Origin of the sequence: Massilia sp. YIM B02443, from assembly GCF_030411955.1 — a bacterium.
GTDB lineage: Bacteria > Pseudomonadota > Gammaproteobacteria > Burkholderiales > Burkholderiaceae_D > Telluria.
Map to the genome: position 1 here is coordinate 59,208 of NZ_JASNRA010000016.1, position 17,506 is coordinate 76,713.

The window sequence follows — 17,506 nt, forward strand, 5'->3', positions numbered from 1 at the left end:
CTACCGATGTGGTCAGCGCGCAGCCGACAGCATGCGCTCGACGTAGCGCGCGATCAGGTCGATTTCCAGGTTGACGCGCGAATCGGCCTGCAGGTGCTTGAGCGTGGTGACCTCGATCGTGTGCGGGATCAGGTTGATCGAGAAACGGCACAGTTTCTGGCCATCGGCCTCGATGTCCTCGACGCGGTTCACGGTCAGCGACACGCCGTTGACCACCACCGAGCCCTTATAGGCCAGGAACTTGGCCAGCTCGTGCGGCGCGTCGACGATCAGTTCGCGTGACTCGCCCACCGGCTCGAAGCTGTGCACCGTGCCCAGGCCATCCACGTGGCCCGACACCAGGTGTCCGCCCAGGCGCTCGGCCAGCGTCAGGGCTTTTTCCAGGTTGACTTCGCCCGGCACTTCCAGGCCGACGGTCTTGTTCAGGCTTTCGCGCGAGACGTCGACCGTGAAGGTCTTGTCGGTCTTCTCGACCACGGTCATGCAGGCGCCGTTGATGGCGATCGAGTCGCCCAGGCCGACGTCGGCCAGGGGCAGCGGGCCGGCGTCGATCGCCAGGCGCACGCCGGCGTCCAGGCCGCCTGCCAGCGGGGTGACGGAAGTGATGTTGCCGACGGCGGCGACGATTCCAGTAAACATACGGCTTGATTCCTTGTGTGTGGTTTCAGTTCGAGCTTGGGTTCAGCTTAATTTTCAGGTTCGGTAAAGCGCGCCAGGATGCGCAGGTCGTCGCCGACCCGCGCCACGTCATGGAAGCGCAACTGGCGGCGTTCGGCCAGGCGCGCCAGCGGCGGCAGGTCAAACATGCCCTGGCCCGGCCCGATCAGGCTGGGCGCCAGGTACACCAGCAATTCGTCGACGCAGCCTTCGCGCACCAGCGACGCATTGAGCTTGGAGCCGGCTTCGACGTGCACTTCGTTGATCTCGCGCCGGCCGAGTTCGCGCATCAGCGCCGGCAGGTCGACCTTGCCGCGCGCATTCGGCAGGTACAGGATCTCATGGCCCGCGGCCCGGAGCGCGGCAGCTTTCTTTTCGTGCGCGGCAGCCTTCTCTTCACGCACGGCGGCGCCTTCGAGCGCGGCAGCGCCCTGCCCCGTTTGCGCCGCACCGGATTGCGCCGGCGCGCCGGCCGCCACGATCCAGCACGGCTCGCCCTGCAGGATGCGGGCGTCGAGGTCGATGTCGAGGCGGCTGTCGACGATCACCCGGCGCGGCGGCAATGGCGTGTCGATGCCGCGCACCGTCAACTGCGGGTTATCCGCCTTGACCGTGCCGATGCCGGTCAGGATGACTTGCGTGCGGGCGCGCCAGGCGTGGCCGTCGGCGCGGGCTTCAAGGCCGGTGATCCACTGGCTTTCGCCGTCCTCGAGCGCCGTCTTGCCGTCCAGGCTGGCCGCGACTTTCAGGCGCACCCACGGCAGGCCGCGGCGCATGCGCGAGAAGAAGCCGATGTTCAGTTCGTATGCGGCATCCGCGAGGACGCCGGAGCGCACGGCGATGCCGGCCGCTTCCAGTTGCGCCATGCCGCGTCCGGCCACCAGCGGATTCGGGTCGCCCATCGCCGCCACCACGCGGCCCAGGCCGGCCTGCACCAGCGCATTCGAGCATGGCGGGGTGCGACCATGGTGGCTGCACGGCTCCAGCGTGACATACGCGGTGGCGCCGCGCACATCGTTGCCGCGCCCGGCGGCGTCGCGCAGCGCCTGGATTTCGGCGTGGGCCTGCCCCGCCGGCTGGGTGTGGCCGGCGCCGATCACCACGCCGTCCTTCACGATGACGCAGCCGACGCGCGGGTTCGGCGCCGTGATCAACATGCCGCGCGCCGCCCATTCGAGGGCAAGCGCCATGCCTTCGGTATCGTTGGAAACTGTCCGACTGTCCTTCGTCACATTCACCTTTCCTTCACGACGGCGCCTCAAGGCCGTCGCAGCCGCGCTCGCGCGCCGGATTACACAGGCGCGCGCGGCCGAGCATATTGATTTTAATGCGGCGGATCTGGCCGCCGTGAAACAGCGACAGCGTACCGAGCCGCGACGCGGCGCTGTTGGTGTCGCTGCAACTGCGTCCCGCGCCATTGTAGGCGATGTATTGCGGCGGCGCTGGGCTGGTGAACGAATAGCCGACCACCAGGCCGGCCGGCAACGGCGGACGCACTGCAAGAATGGTGTCGCCGTCGTTCGGCCGCCGATCGTCGTTGCGGTCGACGAACACGGTCCAGCCACGTGCCCAGTCGAAGCCGTCCGGATCGTTGGGCGCCAGCTTGACCCGTTCGTTGCGCGCGATCGCCTGCGCGCGCGTCAGCTGGATCGCGCCATACAGTTCGCCCGAGGCAGTGCGCAACTGCTGGGCACGCACCAGCTGGTGCAGATTGGGCGCCGCTGTCGCCGTCGTGACCGCGACAATACCGAGCACGACCACCAGTTCGGTCAGCGACATGCCGGCGCAGTGCGGACGAGCCATGAGGCAGGCCCGCTGGCTGCCCGGAGCGCGGACAGATTGCCGTATCATGGCCAGCATTTCGTCGACGGCCCGTCCGCCGCCTGTTCGCCATTGCTGTCGAAGGTCAGCGCACCGCATTCAGGATCGCGGAAGCGCGCATTGACCCGGTCCGTGCCGGGCCGCGCGCGCACCACCACGCATTGCGCGATGTCCTGGCCCGGACAGGCGTAGGCGTCGAGCTCATAGGCGCTGGCGGCCGGACTGGCGCCGATCCACCAGCGGAAACGGCTGTCGCCGCCATTCGCGGATGTGCCCGAGAAAGCCGTGTAGGAATGGTGCATGGCGCGGTACTGCTCCTGGCGCTGCATCGCGTCGAGCAGCGCCAGCTGGGCTTCGGCCCGGCGCGCCATCACCATCTGCCGTTCGTACGACGGATAGACCATGGCCGCCAGGATGCCGAGCACCACCAGCACGATCAACGCTTCGATCAGCGTAAAGGCCGCTTGATGCCACATTGCGCTCGCCCTCGTCTCAGTTGGATGCATACGATTCGCTCCAGTTGCCCAGTTCGCGCCAGCCGACGCGCCGGCCCGGCGTGCCGTCGTGCGGCTTGCGGTAGTAGGCTTGTAGCGCGGCCCAGGTGTGCTGCATGGCGCCGGCGCCACGCGCCGTGATCCGGTACAGGTGGGCGTCGCCGCCGGCCGGCATCAGTTCGATCAGGTAGCGCGGCGCCTCGAGCTGCAAGCCAGCCTCGCCGTCCGGCATCCGGCTGCCGGTAAAGGTGCCGAACACGACTGCCGGACCTTCGTCCTCGGCCAGGATCGCGGCGTGGCGCTCCTGGCCTGGATCGTGCGCGCACAAGCCGTTGTACGGCGTGCCGCCACGGCAGCCAATCTCGAACACACCCGGCTGACCGGCCGCGAACGCCGCCGCGCGTGCCGACCCGGGAGCGCTGCCGCCTTCGATGTCGTGCTCGGCGTCGAACAGCGCGGCATCGGCCATCTGCAGCGCCAGCACACGGTCACGCTCATGCCCGGCGGCGCGGGCGTTCTGCAGCGCGCTACGGGTCGATGCGATGCCGGTCATTAGTACGGCCAGCATCAGGATCAGCGCCGTCAGGAGTGCAGCGCCGCCCTGACGTTGCCGCTGTCGCATAAAGGAAAATCGTCGCATGGACAGGCCTCAGCGCTTCGCCACGATCGACAATGCCGACGCCTGCGCCAACGTTTGCGGCGGCATTCGCGAGAGTGCACGCGGTAGCGCTTCGCGCGGACGCTCAATGGTCGACTCTCCTGGCCCTGACCGTGCTGGACGACCTTGCGCCTCAGGCGGTTCCGCTGCCTCTGGCGGATCTGTCGGCTGCGCCGGGTCCGGTGGCTCCGCCGGGTCCGGGTCCGGCGCCGGCGCTCCGCCAGGCGGCGCGGGCGGTAACATCACCGGCAGCGCGACCGTGACCTCATACACCTTGCGCATACGTATCTCGCGAGCACGTCCGGCCAGCGCCATTTCGCTCAGCCGCGTGCCGCGGTCCGCCTGCGCGAACGCCGCGCCATAGTCCGGCCCGAACAGGTCGTGAACGATGGCGCCGCCCAGCCCGGAATCGGCCCGCGGTCCATGCAGCAGCAACGCCACCCGCACCGTCGCCACCCGCTTCCAGTGCGTGCGCCTGCGCAGCTCGGCCGAGCGTTCGTCCGGTGTGGCGCCCGTCAGCAGCAGTCCGGCGTCGAGCGCCTGCAGCTCACGCGCATTCAGATAGCGATTCGGCGTGCCGTCATCGTCGGTATCCAGTCCGTACAGCACCTGGAAGCTGTCCACCCCGCCGGCCACGGCATCGGACGACCAGTTGCTGTGGCCACGGTACTTGCAGCGCAGCTCGGCCACGCCCTGTGCATTGCGCGCGACGTAGAAGATGCTCCAGCCCTCCTCCTCGCGGTTGACCGGAAATCCAGCGCAATCGAGCGTCGCGCCGTCGCCATCCGGCGCATTGCCGCTACCGGAAAAGCGCAATGCCAGCACGTCGCTGCCATTGGCGACGTCCGGCAACAGCACGTCGACGCCGGGATCGGTGCGCGACAATGACGCCGCGTCGAATCCGACGATGCGGGCCGGCGCCTCCGGATCGGGTTCGGGACTGAGCTCCCAGTCGACATGCGCCGCCATGCGCACCGCACGCGCCAGGGCGTCCATCGCATAACGTCCGCTATCGTCCATTTCGGTCGTTTCGACCAACGCGGCATGCGCGCGGGTGCTGGAGATCAAGAGGGAACCCGTGGCCAGCAGCACGACCAGCCCGAGCGCCATCGCCACCATCAGCTCGATGACGGTCAGGCCGCGCTGCCTGCTGGCGCGCCCTGCCCCTGGATGGTCAGGACGCTGCCTCATCGCGCCACCATCGACACGAACGCCGGCCCATCGCCGCTGCCATGCCAGCCGATCTTGATCGCGACCGGCGCATTCGCATCGCCGCTGCATGCCCACCGGTAGCGCTCACCCGCCGCGTCCCACGGCGCGCCATCGCGGCAGACGGCGATACGTCCACCCGGGAAGCGCCCATGCACCGCCAGCCGCGTCTCGTGCAAATCGAACGCCGCCAGCGCCAGTGGATCGCATGCGCCCGCGCCGTAGCACGAGCCACTCCCCGCAGGCGGACCCGCTTCGTGCGCGTCGTAATCGAAGCCAGTATAGGGATTGGCGCCATCCGGCAGCGTGCTGAGCTGCGCGTTGGCCTGCATGCGCGCCGCCAGCGATGCCGCCAGCCGGGCCGCTTCGGAGGTCAGCGCCGCATGCTGGCGCGTACGCTGCGCGGCCAGCTGCGCCGCACCGGCGCCGACGATGCCGACGGCCAGCACGAACAGCGCCACCAGCACTTCGATGAGCGTGAATCCATCCTGTCGAACCTTGTGCACACAAGCCTCCCGATAACGGTAGCGAGCTGTGAAGTTATCAGGCAGGTGTCATGCGTCCGTGCGTCAGCGCAAGCGTGCGCGGGCAGGAAATGGGAACTGCGGAAAGGGAAAATGGTCGAGCCGAAGCGGCCGACAATCAGGTGTGATTCAATCGCCCAGCTTGCGCTGATGCCCGACTTCGGCCAGCGCTTCCTGGAACTCGTCCAGGTCTTCGAAATTCTTGTAGACCGAGGCGAAGCGGATGTACGCGATCTTGTCCAGGCGCTTGAGCTCGGCCATGACCAGCTCGCCGACGTAGTTGGTATCGACTTCGCGCCGTCCGCTGGTGAGCAGCTTTTCTTCGATCGAGGCCACGGCGCGGTCGATATCCTCGGCCGCCACCGGACGCTTCCTCAGCGCCAGCATCAGGCTGCCGCGCAGCTTGGACGAGGCGTATTCGGTGCGGCTGCCGTTCTTCTTGACCAGGATCGGCATCGACAGCTCGATCCGCTCGTAGGTCGTGAAGCGCTTGTCGCACTTGCCGCAGCGGCGCCGGCGCCGGATGGCGTCCCCTTCCTCGGATACGCGGGTATCGAGGACCTGGGTTTCTTCACACTGACAGAAGGGACATTTCATGGCGCCGGGCGGTTAAAGCTAAAAACAATGGGGCCGGCGAACCGGCCCCGAGGACATCAGGCCGCGTAGACCGGGTACTTGTCGGTCAGGACCTTCACTTCGGCCTTGACGCGCTCGATGGTCGCTTCGTCGTGTGGATTGTCCAGCACGTCGGCGATCAGGTGGCCGACCTTGACCGCGTCTTCTTCCTTGAAGCCGCGGGTGGTGAAGGCCGGGCTGCCGAGACGGATGCCCGAAGTCACGAACGGCTTCTGCGGGTCGTTCGGGATGCCGTTCTTGTTGCAGGTCATGTGCGCCTTGCCCAGGATCGCTTCCGCTTCCTTGCCGGTGAGGTTCTTCGAACGCAGGTCGACCAGCATCACGTGCGACTCGGTACGGCCCGAGACGATGCGCAGACCGCGCGCAATCAGGGTCTCGGCCAGCGCCTTGGCGTTCTTGACCACTTGCTGCTGGTACGACTTGAACTCCGGCGACAGCGCTTCCTTGAACGCCACTGCCTTGCCGGCGATCACGTGCATCAGCGGACCGCCCTGGATGCCAGGGAAGATCGCCGAATTGATGGCCTTTTCGTGCTCGGCCTTCATCAGGATGATGCCGCCGCGCGGACCGCGCAGCGATTTGTGGGTGGTCGAGGTGACGAAGTCGGCGAACGGCACCGGGTTCGGGTACTCGCCTGCGGCGATCAGGCCGGCGTAGTGGGCCATGTCGACCATAAAGTAGGCGCCGACGTCCTTGGCGACCTTGGCGATGCGCTCGAAGTCGATGCGCAGCGCGAACGCCGATGCGCCGGCGATGATCATCTTCGGCTTGTGTTCATGCGCCTGCTTTTCCAGCGCATCGTAGTCGATGTCTTCTTCGGCGGTCAGGCCGTAGGAGACGACGTTGAACCATTTGCCCGACATGTTCAGCGCCATGCCGTGGGTCAGGTGGCCGCCTTCGGCCAGCGACATGCCCATGATGGTGTCGCCGGGTTTCAGCATGGCGAAGAACACGCCCTGGTTGGCCTGCGAGCCCGAGTTCGGCTGGACGTTGGCGGCTTCGGCGCCGAACAGCTGCTTGACGCGGTCGATCGCCAGTTGCTCGGCGACGTCGACGTATTCGCAGCCGCCGTAGTAGCGCTTGCCTGGATAGCCTTCAGCGTACTTGTTGGTCAGTTGCGAGCCCTGCGCTTGCATCACGGCCGGCGAGGTGTAGTTTTCGGACGCGATCAGCTCGATGTGATCTTGCTGGCGAACGTTTTCCTTCTGGATGGCACTCCACAGTTCCGGGTCGATGTTGGCGAGCGTATGGTCTTTGGCAAACATGTAAAACTCCAATCGAATGAAATCCAGGCAACGGGCAACGCAGCAGGCGCGGGCGGCTCGGCGGACGGCCGCCGGGGAGGCGGCCGCGGGCAAGCGCGATCCAACGCGAGTCAACGCAAACCGGTTGATGGCTGCCCAGGCGAACGGCGAAATGGCATCTCACGTTCCCCGGTGGGTGTCCACCTTCGACCGGGCGCCATTGCATTGTTCAGGCAGCGCGCACGGTGTTTCGCCAGTCACGTGAGACTTAGGGACTCCAGATTGTACTGAAGTCCCCATTTTAGGGCAAGGAAACTGCTGACGCCGCGCCGGGGCGGCGCCGAACAGGATGGCGCCAGCGCAGGCGTGGTCGTTTCGGCTACAATTTTCCGATTCCGCAGCACGCAATCCCGCACCCTCACGCCCAGCAAGGACAGCTTCATGATCGTTTTCATCACCGGCGCATCGGCCGGCTTCGGCGCCGAAATGGCGCGCACCTTCGCCCACAACGGCCACCGCGTGATCCTGGCCGCACGCCGCACCGACCGCATCGAGGACCTGGCGCGCGAGCTGGGCGAGTCGGCGCTGGCCGTCACCCTGGACGTCACCAGTCAGGCCTCGATCGACGCCGCCCTGGCCGGCCTGCCGCCTCAATGGCGCCCGATCGACGTGCTGATCAACAATGCCGGCCTGGCGCTGAACACGCTGCCGGCACACCAGGTGCCGCTGGCCGACTGGCACACCATGATCGCCACCAACTGCCAGGGCCTGGTCAGCATGACCCACGCCGTGCTGCCCGACATGGTGGCGCGCGGCAGCGGCCTGGTGATCAATATCGGTTCGACCGCCGGCCACTATCCCTACCCGGGCGGCAATGTCTATGGCGCCACCAAGGCCTTCGTCGAACAGTTCACGCTCAACCTGCGCGCCGACCTGGTCGGTACCGGCGTGCGCGCCACCAATATCGCCCCGGGCCTGTGCGGCGGCACCGAATTCTCGAACGTGCGCTTCAAGGGCGACGACGCGGCCGCGGCCAAGGTGTACGAAGGCACCACCCCGCTCACCGCCAAGGACATCGCCGACACCGCGCTCTGGATTGCCAGCCTGCCGCCACACGTCAACGTCAACAGCATCGAACTGATGCCGACCTGCCAGGGATTTTCGCCATTCACGATCAAACGCGCCGGGTGATCACCCGACCGTTTAGCGGATTTCCACGAAACACGCGATGGATACTGGGCAGCAATACCGCACATTTGTGAGAAAGTGTTACAGTGATTGGTGTTTTGACAGCATTTCACGTCTACTACTGCGCAACAGCATGTCTTTATGCACCATCTGTGTAGATATTTGCATGTTTAGTGTTCGTCAGCGTACATATCCGCGGATGAATTCGCGTAAAATGTTTCCCGTTTTCATTTAAAAAGCAGCAAACATGTCCGTTTTTCACTGGCCAGTCAGGGTGTACTACGAAGATACCGACGCCGGCGGCATTGTTTTCTATGCTAACTACCTGAAGTTCTTCGAGCGCGCCCGCACCGAGTGGCTGCGTGCGCTGGGCGTGCAACAGCAAACCCTGCTCGAGAACGACGGCGCGGCCTTCGTCGTCAAGAACGTCACCCTGGATTATCACGGCGCAGCCCGTCTCGACGACGAGCTGACCATCCGCACCCGCGTCGACAAGCTCGGCCGCGCGTCGGTCCAGTTTGCCCAGGAAGCGTGGCGCGGCGAAGAGCTGCTCAACAGCGCCAGCGTCAAGGTCGGCTGCGTCGACATCGCGACCATGCGCCCCCGTTCCCTGCCCGAGCATGTCGCTGCTAAAATGCGTGCCGCCTGAACAACCTTAAGTTCAAGCCAACTACTTACTGCCAACCTCACCGTCCAACACGATGACCGCGACCCAAGACCTTTCGTTTATTTCCCTGATCAGCAATGCCCACGTGCTCGTGCAGCTGATCATGGCCTTGCTGCTGCTGCTGTCGATCGTGAGCTGGACCTACATCTTCCGCAAGGTGTTCGCGATCCGCGCCGCGCGCGCCCAGACCGAGCAGTTCGAGCGCAGCTTCTGGGCCGGCGGCAACCTGCACACCCTGCACCAGAGCGCCAGCAGCCAGCGCGACCAGAGCGGCGCCCTGGCCCGCATCTTCGAAGCCGGCATGGGCGAATTCATCAAGGGCAAGCAAGCCTCGCGCGACGCGCTCGACATGAACTCGGTGCTCGACGGCGCACGGCGCGCCATGCGCGCCTCGTTCCAGCGCGAACTGGACGCCCTCGACACCCACCTGAACTTCCTGGCGTCGGTCGGCTCGGTCTCGCCGTACATCGGCCTGCTGGGCACGGTGTGGGGCATCATGAACGCCTTCCGCGGCCTGGCCAGCGTCGAGCAGGCCACGCTGGCGATCGTCGCCCCCGGCATCGCCGAAGCGCTGATCGCCACCGCGATCGGCCTGTTCGCCGCGATTCCGGCCGTGGTCGCCTACAACCGCTTCACCCACGACATCGATCGCCTGGCCAACCGTTTCGAGAGCTTCGTCGAAGAATTCTCGAACATCCTGCAGCGCCAGTCGCGCTGATCCGGGCGAACAAGGGAGACCGGGATGGCATTTTCCAGCAGCATGCGCGGCGGCCGCCGCCGCAAGTTCAAGTCCGAGATCAACGTCGTGCCCTACATCGACGTGATGCTGGTGCTGCTCATCATCTTCATGGCGGTGCCGGCCAACGAAGCGCCGAGCGTGGTCAACCTGCCGCGCGCCGAGAAATCGGCGCTGCCGCCGGACAGCTACATCCAGATTTCGGTGCAGCCCGAAAACCGCCTGTCGATCGGCGTGCACGGCAAGAACCGCACCGGCATGGATGACGTCGCCGACCGTTCGGCCCTGCTGCAGCGCCTGCAGGCCCTGCACGACGAGAACCCGGACTATCCGGTGCTGATCGCGGGCGACCGCGAGAGCAAGTACGAAGACGTGATCCTCTTGATTTCGGAAGCCAAGAAGATGGGCATCAACCGCGTCGGCCTGGCCACCAAGTGATCCACGAGCACACCCTGCATACCCAGCAATGTCAGCCATGAAGCAAGCCCCCGCCGGCGCGCCCTACCGCGTGCCGCCCGAACCGAGCCGCCTGCCAGCATTCCTGCTGGCAGTAGCCGTGCACGCCGTTCTGCTGGGCTTCCTGTGGATCGGCATCAGCTGGCAGACCAAGACTCCGGTCGCGGTCGAGGCCGAAGTATGGGACATGTCGGTGCAGAGCGCCGCCGCGCCCGAGCTGCCGCCGGAACCGGCGCCGGAACCCGAGCCGCAGCCGGAGCCTGAACCGACTCCAGCGCCGCCTCCGCCACCGCCGCCACCAGCGCCGGAGCCGGAAGTGGAGCGCCCTGCGCCGACGCCGCCGGACATCGCCCTGCAGCGCGAAAAGCAGCGCAAGGAAGAAGAAGCCAAGAAACTCGCCGAGAAGCGCGAGGCGGAAAAGCGCGAACGCGCGCTTGAAGAAGAACGCGAGCGCAAGCGCGAGCTGGCCGAACAGAAGAAGCGCGACGAAGCCGAGCGCAAGCAGAAAGAGCTGGCCGAGAAAAAGGCCGAGGAAGCCAAGAAGAAAGAAGCCGAAAAGCTGGCAGAAGCCAAGAAGAAGGAAGCCGAGAAGAAGGAAGCCGACAAGCTCGCCGCTGCCGAGAAGAAAAAGGAAGCCGCCGCCAAGGCGAAAGCCGCCGCCGCCGAAGCCGCCAAGCTGGAGAAATTCCGCCAGGACGAGCTGAAACGCATGGCCGGCGCCATGGGCAGCAGCGGCACCGCCGCCAAGTCGACCGGGCCGAAGTCGGACGGTGGCTACATCGCCGCGATCACGGCCGCGATCAAGAGCAATACGGCGTATCCAGGCAACACCGACGTGCCGGGCAATCCAAAGGCGGTGTTCCGCGTGGAGCAGTTGCCGACCGGCGAAATCATGTCGGTGCGCCTGGTAAAAAGCAGCGGTGTGCCGGAATTTGACAGAGCAGTGGAAAATGGTATCAAGAAAGCATCGCCACTGCCCAAAAAGAAGGACGGCACCGTGGAACGAACGCTCGACGTGAATTTCTCGATGAAAGATTACGATTGATTCGCTTGATTTAAACCAGACAGACTAGAACCATGAAAAAACTCCATCTCTTGCTGTTCAGCGTCTCCCTGGCCATGGGAACGGCTGCCAATGCGCAGCTGCAAATCGAAATCGCCGGTGTCGGCAGCAACCAGATCCCGGTCGCCGTGGCGGCCTTCGCCGACGAATCGGTGGCCCCGGACAAGGTGTCCGAGATCATCCGCGCCGACCTGCAGCGCAGCGGCGTGTTCAAGGTGATCGACGCCGGCCAGGCGATCAGCGAGCGCGACGCCGGCGCCATCAACCTGGCGGCCTTCAAGGCCAGCGGCGCCGATGCGCTGGTGATCGGCAGCGTGGCGCGCCAGCCGGACGGCCGCTTCGCCGTGCGCTACAAACTGATGGACACCGTCAAGGGCGGCGAGATCTCGCAGCTGGGTGGCGAAGTGCAGCCGCGCTACACCCGCCTGCAGGCGCACCGCATCGCCGACGACGTCTACGAAAAGCTGACCGGCGTGCGCGGCATCTTCTCGACCCGCATCGCCTACGTCAAGGAAGACCGCGCCGCGAATCGCTATTCACTGGCCGTGGCCGACGCCGACGGCGAAAACGAAATCATCGCCACCACCGGCAAGGAACCGATCATTTCGCCGTCCTGGTCGCCCGACGGCAGCAAGGTCGCCTACGTTTCGATGGAAAACCGCAAGCCGGTGGTCTACCTGCAAGACCTGATGACCGGCCGCCGCAACGTGATCTCGAACGAAAAGGGCAACAACTCGGCGCCGGCCTGGTCGCCGGACGGCAGCACCCTGGCCGTGGCCCTGTCGAAGGATGGCAATACCGAAATCTATTCGGTGCGCTCGGACGGCAGCGGCCACCGCCGCCTGACCAACAGCCCGGCGATCGACACCGAGCCGCAGTTCTCGGCCGACGGCAAGACCATTTACTTCACCAGCGACCGCAGCGGCGGCCCGCAGATCTACAAGATGAGCGTTTCGGGCGGTAACGCGACCCGCGTCACGTTCAACGGCAACTACAACATCAGCCCGCGCGTGTCGTCCGACGGCAAGACGCTGGCATGGATCTCGCAGCGTGGCGGCGGATTCTCCTTATATGCGATGGACCTGGCGAGCGGCCAGGAACTGCGCCTGGCCGATGGGGCCACCGAACCGAGTTTTTCGCCTAACGGCAAGTACATCATGTATGCAACCAAGGGCGGCGGGCGTGTCTCGCTTGCAGTGGTGTCTGTGGATGGACGCGTCAAGCAACGCTTGACGACCAAAGCGGGAAACATTCGGGAGCCCAGCTGGGGTCCCTTCATGAAGTAAGAAGTAAAACCTTAACCAGAACAGGAGAAAATCCATGCGCAACTTCAAGAGTGTCGCTTTCATCGCTACCGCAGCAACCCTTCTCGCCGCTTGCTCGTCGTCGCCAAAGCTGAACGAGACCCCGGTCGTCGAAAAGTCGCCGGAACCGGCAGCCGCCGCACCGGCCGACACCCGTGACATCCGTCCGGTCGAGACCGGCAGCGTCGACCCGCTGAACGATCCGAAAGGCGTGCTGGCCAACCGTAGCGTCTACTTCGACTACGACAGCTTCGTGGTCCGCGCCGACGGCCAGCCGGTGGTGCAGAACCACTCGGGCTACCTGACCAAGAACACCTCGCGTAAAGTCCTGATCCAGGGCAACACCGACGAACGCGGCGGCACCGAGTACAACCTGGCCCTGGGCCAGAAGCGTGCCGAAGCCGTGCGTCGCTCGATGGCGTCGCTGGGCGTGTCGGAAGGCCAGATGGAAGCCGTGTCGCTGGGCGAAGAGAAGCCAAAGGCAACCGGCAGCAACGAAGAAGCGTGGGCTGAAAACCGCCGCGCCGACATCGTGTACCAGTAATAGATAGTCATCAAGCGGCCGGCAAGGCCGATTGACACGGGGCGGGACGCAGTGCAGACTGCTACCCGCCCTGTTTTTTATCTCTGCAACGGTTTAGTAACGAAAGAGCAACCATGATCAAACTGTCCCCGTCCCGCCTCGCCTGCCTGTTCCTGGCGGCCTGGATGCCGCTGCAGGCATCGGCCGGCCTGCTCGACGATGAGGAAGCGCGCCGCGCGATCCTCGACCTGCGCACAAAGGTCGACAACATCGCCCGCGAGCTGAACGGCCGTGTCGACGCCAAGGCGGACAAGTCGGTCACCATCGACATGCTGAACCAGCACGAGCAGACCATGCAGGAACTGGCGCGCCTGCGCGGCCAGATCGAGGTGCTGGCCAACGAGGTGGCCAAGGCCCAGAACAGCCAGAAGCAGCTGTACGCCGACCTCGACGCGCGCCTGAAGAAGGTCGAGCCGCAGCAGGAAACCATCGACGGCCAGACCGCCGCGGTGCTGCCGACCGAAAAGACCGCCTACGAGGCCGCCACCGCCCTGTTCCAGTCGGGCGACTACAAGGGCGCCGCCGGCGCGCTGCAAGACTTCGTGCGGCGCTACCCGGATTCGGCCTACGCCTCGAACGCGCAATACTGGCTGGGCAACACCTATTACGCACTGGGCGACTACAAGAAGGCCATCGCGGCCCAGGAAGTGGTCACCAGCACCTACAACACCAGCGCCAAGGCGCCGGACGCGATGCTGAACATCGCCAGCAGCTACGCCCTGCTCAAGGACAACAAGAACGCCAAGAAGGCGTTGCAGCAGCTGGTGTCCAAGTATCCGAGCTCGAGCGCTGCGCAGACGGCGCGCGACCGGCTGGCTTCGCTGAAGTAATTCATCGTCGTGTTGCGCCCGATCAGCGCAACAATTGACAAGGGTGTGGTCGCGCCCTATAATCTTGCTTCTTCGGGTCGTTAGCTCAGCTGGTAGAGCAGCGGACTTTTAATCCGTTGGTCGCAGGTTCGAATCCCGCACGGCCTACCAAAGAATTTGCAGTATTAAATGAAGGCGTTACGAGTGATCGTGACGCCTTTTTTTATTTCTGCGGCAATCCCCTCCTCTCCCTGTCGTGTCCTGTTTGCGACGCGCAGCACCTCTCTCATTACTTCCGTGTGGTTCGGCATCTACATCTGCAACGCGCCGGTGCAGTGCCTTGCGTTTCCTCATTGGTCCTCCACAACTTGATGACTACAGTCAATAAGTCCGGATCAACTGACGAGCCAAGACGATGACTGACGTGCTATCTCTGCTGGAAGCCCATCAAAGCACACGCATACTGCGCCTGTCGTTCCCGGCAAACGACGGCCCGCCAGTCAGGCTGATGGTGAACCGGTTCGAGGGTACGGAATACCTGTCGCGCGACTTCGAATTCAAGGTCGAACTCCTGAGCGACGACGCCGGGATGGAACTTGAGGCAATGCACGGCAAGCTGCTATGCGTCTCGCTGGTGCAGGTGGACGGCAGCCTGCGTCCGTTCACCGGTTATGTCACCTCGTTCAAGCTGGTCAAAACGGATGGCGGCGTGGTCTTCTACGAAGCCGTCTTGCAGCCATGGCTGGCGTACGCGCGCCTGCGCCGGAACAACCGTTTATTCCATGCCCGCAGTCTGAGCGAGCAGACGGCAACCATCTTCGCCGGTTATGAGCGCCTGCCCGCATGGGAGTGGAAAGTCGCCGGCGAACAGCCGCAGTTCACGATGGCCACGCAGTGGGATGAGACCGATCACAACTACCTGTGCCGGCGCTGGGAAGCGGCGGGCTACTGCTATTGGTACGAGCACAGCGGCGAAGGCCATACACTGATGGTCTGCGATGACACCCGCGCCGCGGAGTCGATTGATGGCCCCTCGCCCGGCATCCGCTTCCATGGCGCCGGCGGCTCGGCCGAGGAAGACGCGATCATCCAATGGAGCGCCATGCGCCAGTGGGCGTCCGGACAAACGGCGGTGAGCGGCTTCGACTTCAAGAACCCGCGCCCGGTACATGCGGAGACCGTCACCATCGACCGCCAAGGCGATATGCCGCAGCTTGAGGTACACAGCTACGAAGGACATTACGGCTTCAGGCACCAGTCGGGCGCCGACCGGCTCGCGCGCTTGCGCATGGAAGAAATCGAAGCCCGCGGCAAGCTGTATGAAGCGCAAGGCAACAACCGGCGCGCGGCTGCGGGCAGGTGGTTCAGGCTGCTTGAGCATTTCAGCCAGCGCGAGGACAGCGAATTCCTGATCCTCGAGGTGCATCACCAAGCCAGCAATAACTACCTGCAAGGCAAGGACACGGTCGCCGAGTACAAGAACCGCATGCTGTGCCAGCCCAAGGCCGTGCCCTGGCGTCCGGGCCGCAGTTTCAACAGCACGGACACCAGACTGCTGGCCCTGCAGACCGCCACCGTGGTTGGCGTAGAAGGCCAGGGCAGCCTGAACGTGGACCAGTACGGCCGCATCCAGGTCAGGTTTCACTGGGATCGCGACGACAGCGGCAGCTGCTGGGTGCGGGTAAGCAGCAACTGGGCCGGTGGCGAGAAGGGTTTGAGCAGCCATCCGCGGGTGGGATCGGAAGTGATTGTGCAATGGCTCGACGGAAATCCCGACCATCCGATCGTAACCGGCTCGGTGTACAACCAGGGCTTCATGCCGCCCTGGAAGCTGCCCGAACAGCGGGCGCTGATGGGCCTCAGAAGCCGCGAGCTGAGCGCCGGCGGCGGCAACACCCCGGGCGGACGCAGCAACCACATGGTGCTGGATGACACCCAGGGACAGATCCAGGCCCAGCTCAAGAGCGACCATCTGGCCAGCCAGCTCAGCCTCGGCCATATCAACCGCATCGACGGCAATGCCGGCCGCACGGGGCCGCGCGGCCAGGGCTTCGAGCTGCGCACCGACGGCCGCGGCGCGCTGCGTGCGCAGCAGGGCCTGCTGATCAGCACCGAAGGACGGCCGAACGCCCGCGCCCATATCACCGACATGGAGGAGACGCTGGCGCGCATGAAGCAGGGGCAGGAGCTGCACGACAGCCTGTCGCAGACGGCGCAGCAGGCGCACGCCCACCAACCGGGCGACCAGGACCAGGTCGTCGCCGTGCTGCAGGCGCAGGTCGACGCCATCCAGGGCCAGGGTGGCGCACCCGCGCAAGGCGAATTCCCCGAGTTCCGTGATCCCCACCTGGTTCTCGCCAGCCCAGCCGGCATCGAAACCACCACCCAGGGTTCCACCCACCTGATGAGCGTGGAACACACCGTTCTGACCAGCGGCGGCCATGCCAGCCTGAGTGCGGGCAAGAGCCTGCTCGTCAGCGTCAAGGAAGCGGTGCGCATGTTTGCCTACAAGGCCGGCATGAAACTGGTGGCGGCCAGCGCGGACATCGACATCAGCGCCTTGAAGGACAGCGTCAACATCCTGGCCAAGCTCAACATCACCCACACCGCCAACCGGATCACGATCACGGCCAAGGAAGAGGTGGTGATCAACGGCGGCACCAGCTTCAGCCGCTGGAACGCATCGGGCATCGTGCATGGCACCAAGGGCACGTGGCGCCAGCATGCGGCAGAGCACAGCTTCGTCCCCGGCAAAAGTGAAGGCACGCCGCCCCTGCCGCAAACCGTGCAGCTGGCGCCGGGGCAGCTCGACCTGTATCACCAGTACGTGAATGCGGAAGGCGCCAAGCGCCAGGGCATCCAGCACGGCGAGTACACCGTGGTCGACGCCGAAGGTGGCGTCCACCAGGGAACACTCGACGGCAACGGATTTGCCAGCGTGACCGGCCTCCCGATGGGGATGGCCACGGTCACCTACGGCAAGGACCCGCGTGACCCGTGGGATGACGACAGCTATTTGGGCCAGGAAAGCGAATGGCCGGCCGTGGCGCTGCCCGGGACCGGTGTCGCTGATCTGCTGACGTCTGACTGGCCAGCGCCGATGCGGCAAAACGCCGCACCGTTCGCCGGCGTCAAAGGTGCGGCGGGCAGTCTCGACGGGGCAGCCGGGAAGCTGGGCGCGATTGCGCACGCCGCAGAGCATGCGGCAAGCGCGGTGCAGTGGCTGAAAAAAGGCGGCGCACAAGCATTGCTGGCGCCGATAGCTCAGGCGGGCATGGCCAAGGTTGCGGCCACGCTCCCGGGCGGCGCGACGGTGCTCAACACCTACGCCGCAATCAGTGCCGGCAAGCCTGCCGCCGCCATCGCCTCCACGCTTGGCTTGCCCGGATCGCTGCCGCGCATCGACGCTGAAGTACCGTCTTTGATCCCTAAAAAATCCGTCATATAAAAAGCCATC

18 protein-coding genes, 1 tRNA gene and 1 riboswitch are annotated in these 17,506 nt (G+C 65.1%); of the genes, 10 read left to right on the plus strand and 9 right to left on the minus strand.

Going from position 1 to position 17,506, the window contains the following annotated elements; translation table 11 throughout:
* Positions 1-12 precede the first annotated feature (12 nt).
* From QPK27_RS16895 to glyA, 9 genes are all read right to left on the minus strand, one after another.
* On the minus strand, positions 13-639 hold the full coding sequence (locus QPK27_RS16895) for a riboflavin synthase (protein ID WP_290419416.1): 627 nt from the start codon (positions 637-639) through the stop codon (positions 13-15).
* Between the two features lie 47 nt (positions 640-686).
* Positions 687-1,847: a bifunctional diaminohydroxyphosphoribosylaminopyrimidine deaminase/5-amino-6-(5-phosphoribosylamino)uracil reductase RibD gene (ribD, locus tag QPK27_RS16900; RefSeq protein ID WP_374047083.1), complete on the minus strand. Its 1,161-nt coding sequence runs from the start codon at positions 1,845-1,847 to the stop codon at positions 687-689.
* Positions 1,848-1,902: 55 nt separating this feature from the next.
* Positions 1,903-2,460: a GspH/FimT family pseudopilin gene (locus QPK27_RS16905; protein ID WP_290419418.1), complete on the minus strand. Its 558-nt coding sequence runs from the start codon at positions 2,458-2,460 to the stop codon at positions 1,903-1,905.
* Positions 2,461-2,504: 44 nt separating this feature from the next.
* Entirely contained in the window at positions 2,505-2,954 is a 450-nt protein-coding gene (locus tag QPK27_RS16910; RefSeq protein ID WP_290419419.1) for a type IV pilin protein, read from the minus strand.
* Positions 2,955-2,970: 16 nt separating this feature from the next.
* Positions 2,971-3,594, minus strand: a complete 624-nt coding sequence (locus tag QPK27_RS16915; RefSeq protein ID WP_290419420.1) for a PilX N-terminal domain-containing pilus assembly protein — start codon at positions 3,592-3,594, stop codon at positions 2,971-2,973.
* A gap of 27 nt (positions 3,595-3,621) precedes the next feature.
* Positions 3,622-4,821, minus strand: a complete 1,200-nt coding sequence (locus QPK27_RS16920; protein ID WP_290419421.1) for a PilW family protein — start codon at positions 4,819-4,821, stop codon at positions 3,622-3,624.
* Positions 4,818-5,345, minus strand: a complete 528-nt coding sequence (gene pilV / locus QPK27_RS16925) for a type IV pilus modification protein PilV (RefSeq protein WP_290419422.1) — start codon at positions 5,343-5,345, stop codon at positions 4,818-4,820. The genes QPK27_RS16920 and pilV overlap by 4 nt, the downstream gene beginning before the upstream one ends.
* 147 nt (positions 5,346-5,492) lie before the next feature.
* Complete coding sequence (nrdR, locus tag QPK27_RS16930; RefSeq protein WP_290419423.1) at positions 5,493-5,960, minus strand: transcriptional regulator NrdR; 468 nt, start codon at positions 5,958-5,960, stop codon at positions 5,493-5,495.
* Positions 5,961-6,016: 56 nt separating this feature from the next.
* On the minus strand, positions 6,017-7,264 hold the full coding sequence (gene glyA, locus QPK27_RS16935) for a serine hydroxymethyltransferase (RefSeq protein ID WP_290419424.1): 1,248 nt from the start codon (positions 7,262-7,264) through the stop codon (positions 6,017-6,019).
* Positions 7,265-7,390: 126 nt separating this feature from the next.
* A riboswitch (ZMP/ZTP riboswitch) is annotated at positions 7,391-7,514 on the minus strand.
* A 170-nt stretch (positions 7,515-7,684) separates the two neighbouring features.
* On the opposite strand from glyA, the gene QPK27_RS16940 reads away from it, so the two are divergent.
* The 10 genes from QPK27_RS16940 to QPK27_RS16985 all read left to right on the plus strand — a co-directional run bounded on the left by QPK27_RS16940 (position 7,685) and on the right by QPK27_RS16985 (position 17,497).
* Positions 7,685-8,434 carry an SDR family NAD(P)-dependent oxidoreductase gene (locus tag QPK27_RS16940; RefSeq protein ID WP_290419425.1) on the plus strand — a complete coding sequence of 250 codons (750 nt, stop codon included), beginning with the start codon at positions 7,685-7,687 and terminating at the stop codon, positions 8,432-8,434.
* A 244-nt stretch (positions 8,435-8,678) separates the two neighbouring features.
* Entirely contained in the window at positions 8,679-9,080 is a 402-nt protein-coding gene (gene ybgC / locus QPK27_RS16945; protein ID WP_290419426.1) for a tol-pal system-associated acyl-CoA thioesterase, read from the plus strand.
* Positions 9,081-9,132: 52 nt separating this feature from the next.
* Positions 9,133-9,816 (plus strand): protein TolQ, encoded by a 684-nt coding sequence (gene tolQ, locus QPK27_RS16950; protein WP_290419427.1) that lies wholly within the window; start codon positions 9,133-9,135, stop codon positions 9,814-9,816.
* 24 nt (positions 9,817-9,840) lie between these two features.
* The gene (locus QPK27_RS16955) at positions 9,841-10,272 is read left to right on the plus strand and encodes a biopolymer transporter ExbD (RefSeq protein ID WP_290419428.1); all 432 of its coding nucleotides are present in this window, start codon (positions 9,841-9,843) and stop codon (positions 10,270-10,272) included.
* A gap of 37 nt (positions 10,273-10,309) precedes the next feature.
* Positions 10,310-11,335, plus strand: coding sequence for a cell envelope integrity protein TolA (gene tolA / locus QPK27_RS16960; RefSeq protein ID WP_290419429.1), 1,026 nt, complete (start codon positions 10,310-10,312; stop codon positions 11,333-11,335).
* 32 nt (positions 11,336-11,367) lie between these two features.
* Complete coding sequence (gene tolB, locus QPK27_RS16965; RefSeq protein WP_290419430.1) at positions 11,368-12,639, plus strand: Tol-Pal system beta propeller repeat protein TolB; 1,272 nt, start codon at positions 11,368-11,370, stop codon at positions 12,637-12,639.
* Between the two features lie 34 nt (positions 12,640-12,673).
* Positions 12,674-13,201, plus strand: a complete 528-nt coding sequence (gene pal, locus QPK27_RS16970) for a peptidoglycan-associated lipoprotein Pal (protein ID WP_290419431.1) — start codon at positions 12,674-12,676, stop codon at positions 13,199-13,201.
* Between the two features lie 113 nt (positions 13,202-13,314).
* Positions 13,315-14,070 carry a tol-pal system protein YbgF gene (gene ybgF, locus QPK27_RS16975; protein ID WP_290419432.1) on the plus strand — a complete coding sequence of 252 codons (756 nt, stop codon included), beginning with the start codon at positions 13,315-13,317 and terminating at the stop codon, positions 14,068-14,070.
* Between the two features lie 74 nt (positions 14,071-14,144).
* Positions 14,145-14,220 (plus strand) — tRNA-Lys (locus QPK27_RS16980).
* Positions 14,221-14,464: 244 nt separating this feature from the next.
* The gene (locus QPK27_RS16985; RefSeq protein WP_290419433.1) at positions 14,465-17,497 is read left to right on the plus strand and encodes a type VI secretion system Vgr family protein; all 3,033 of its coding nucleotides are present in this window, start codon (positions 14,465-14,467) and stop codon (positions 17,495-17,497) included.
* Positions 17,498-17,506 lie beyond the last annotated feature (9 nt).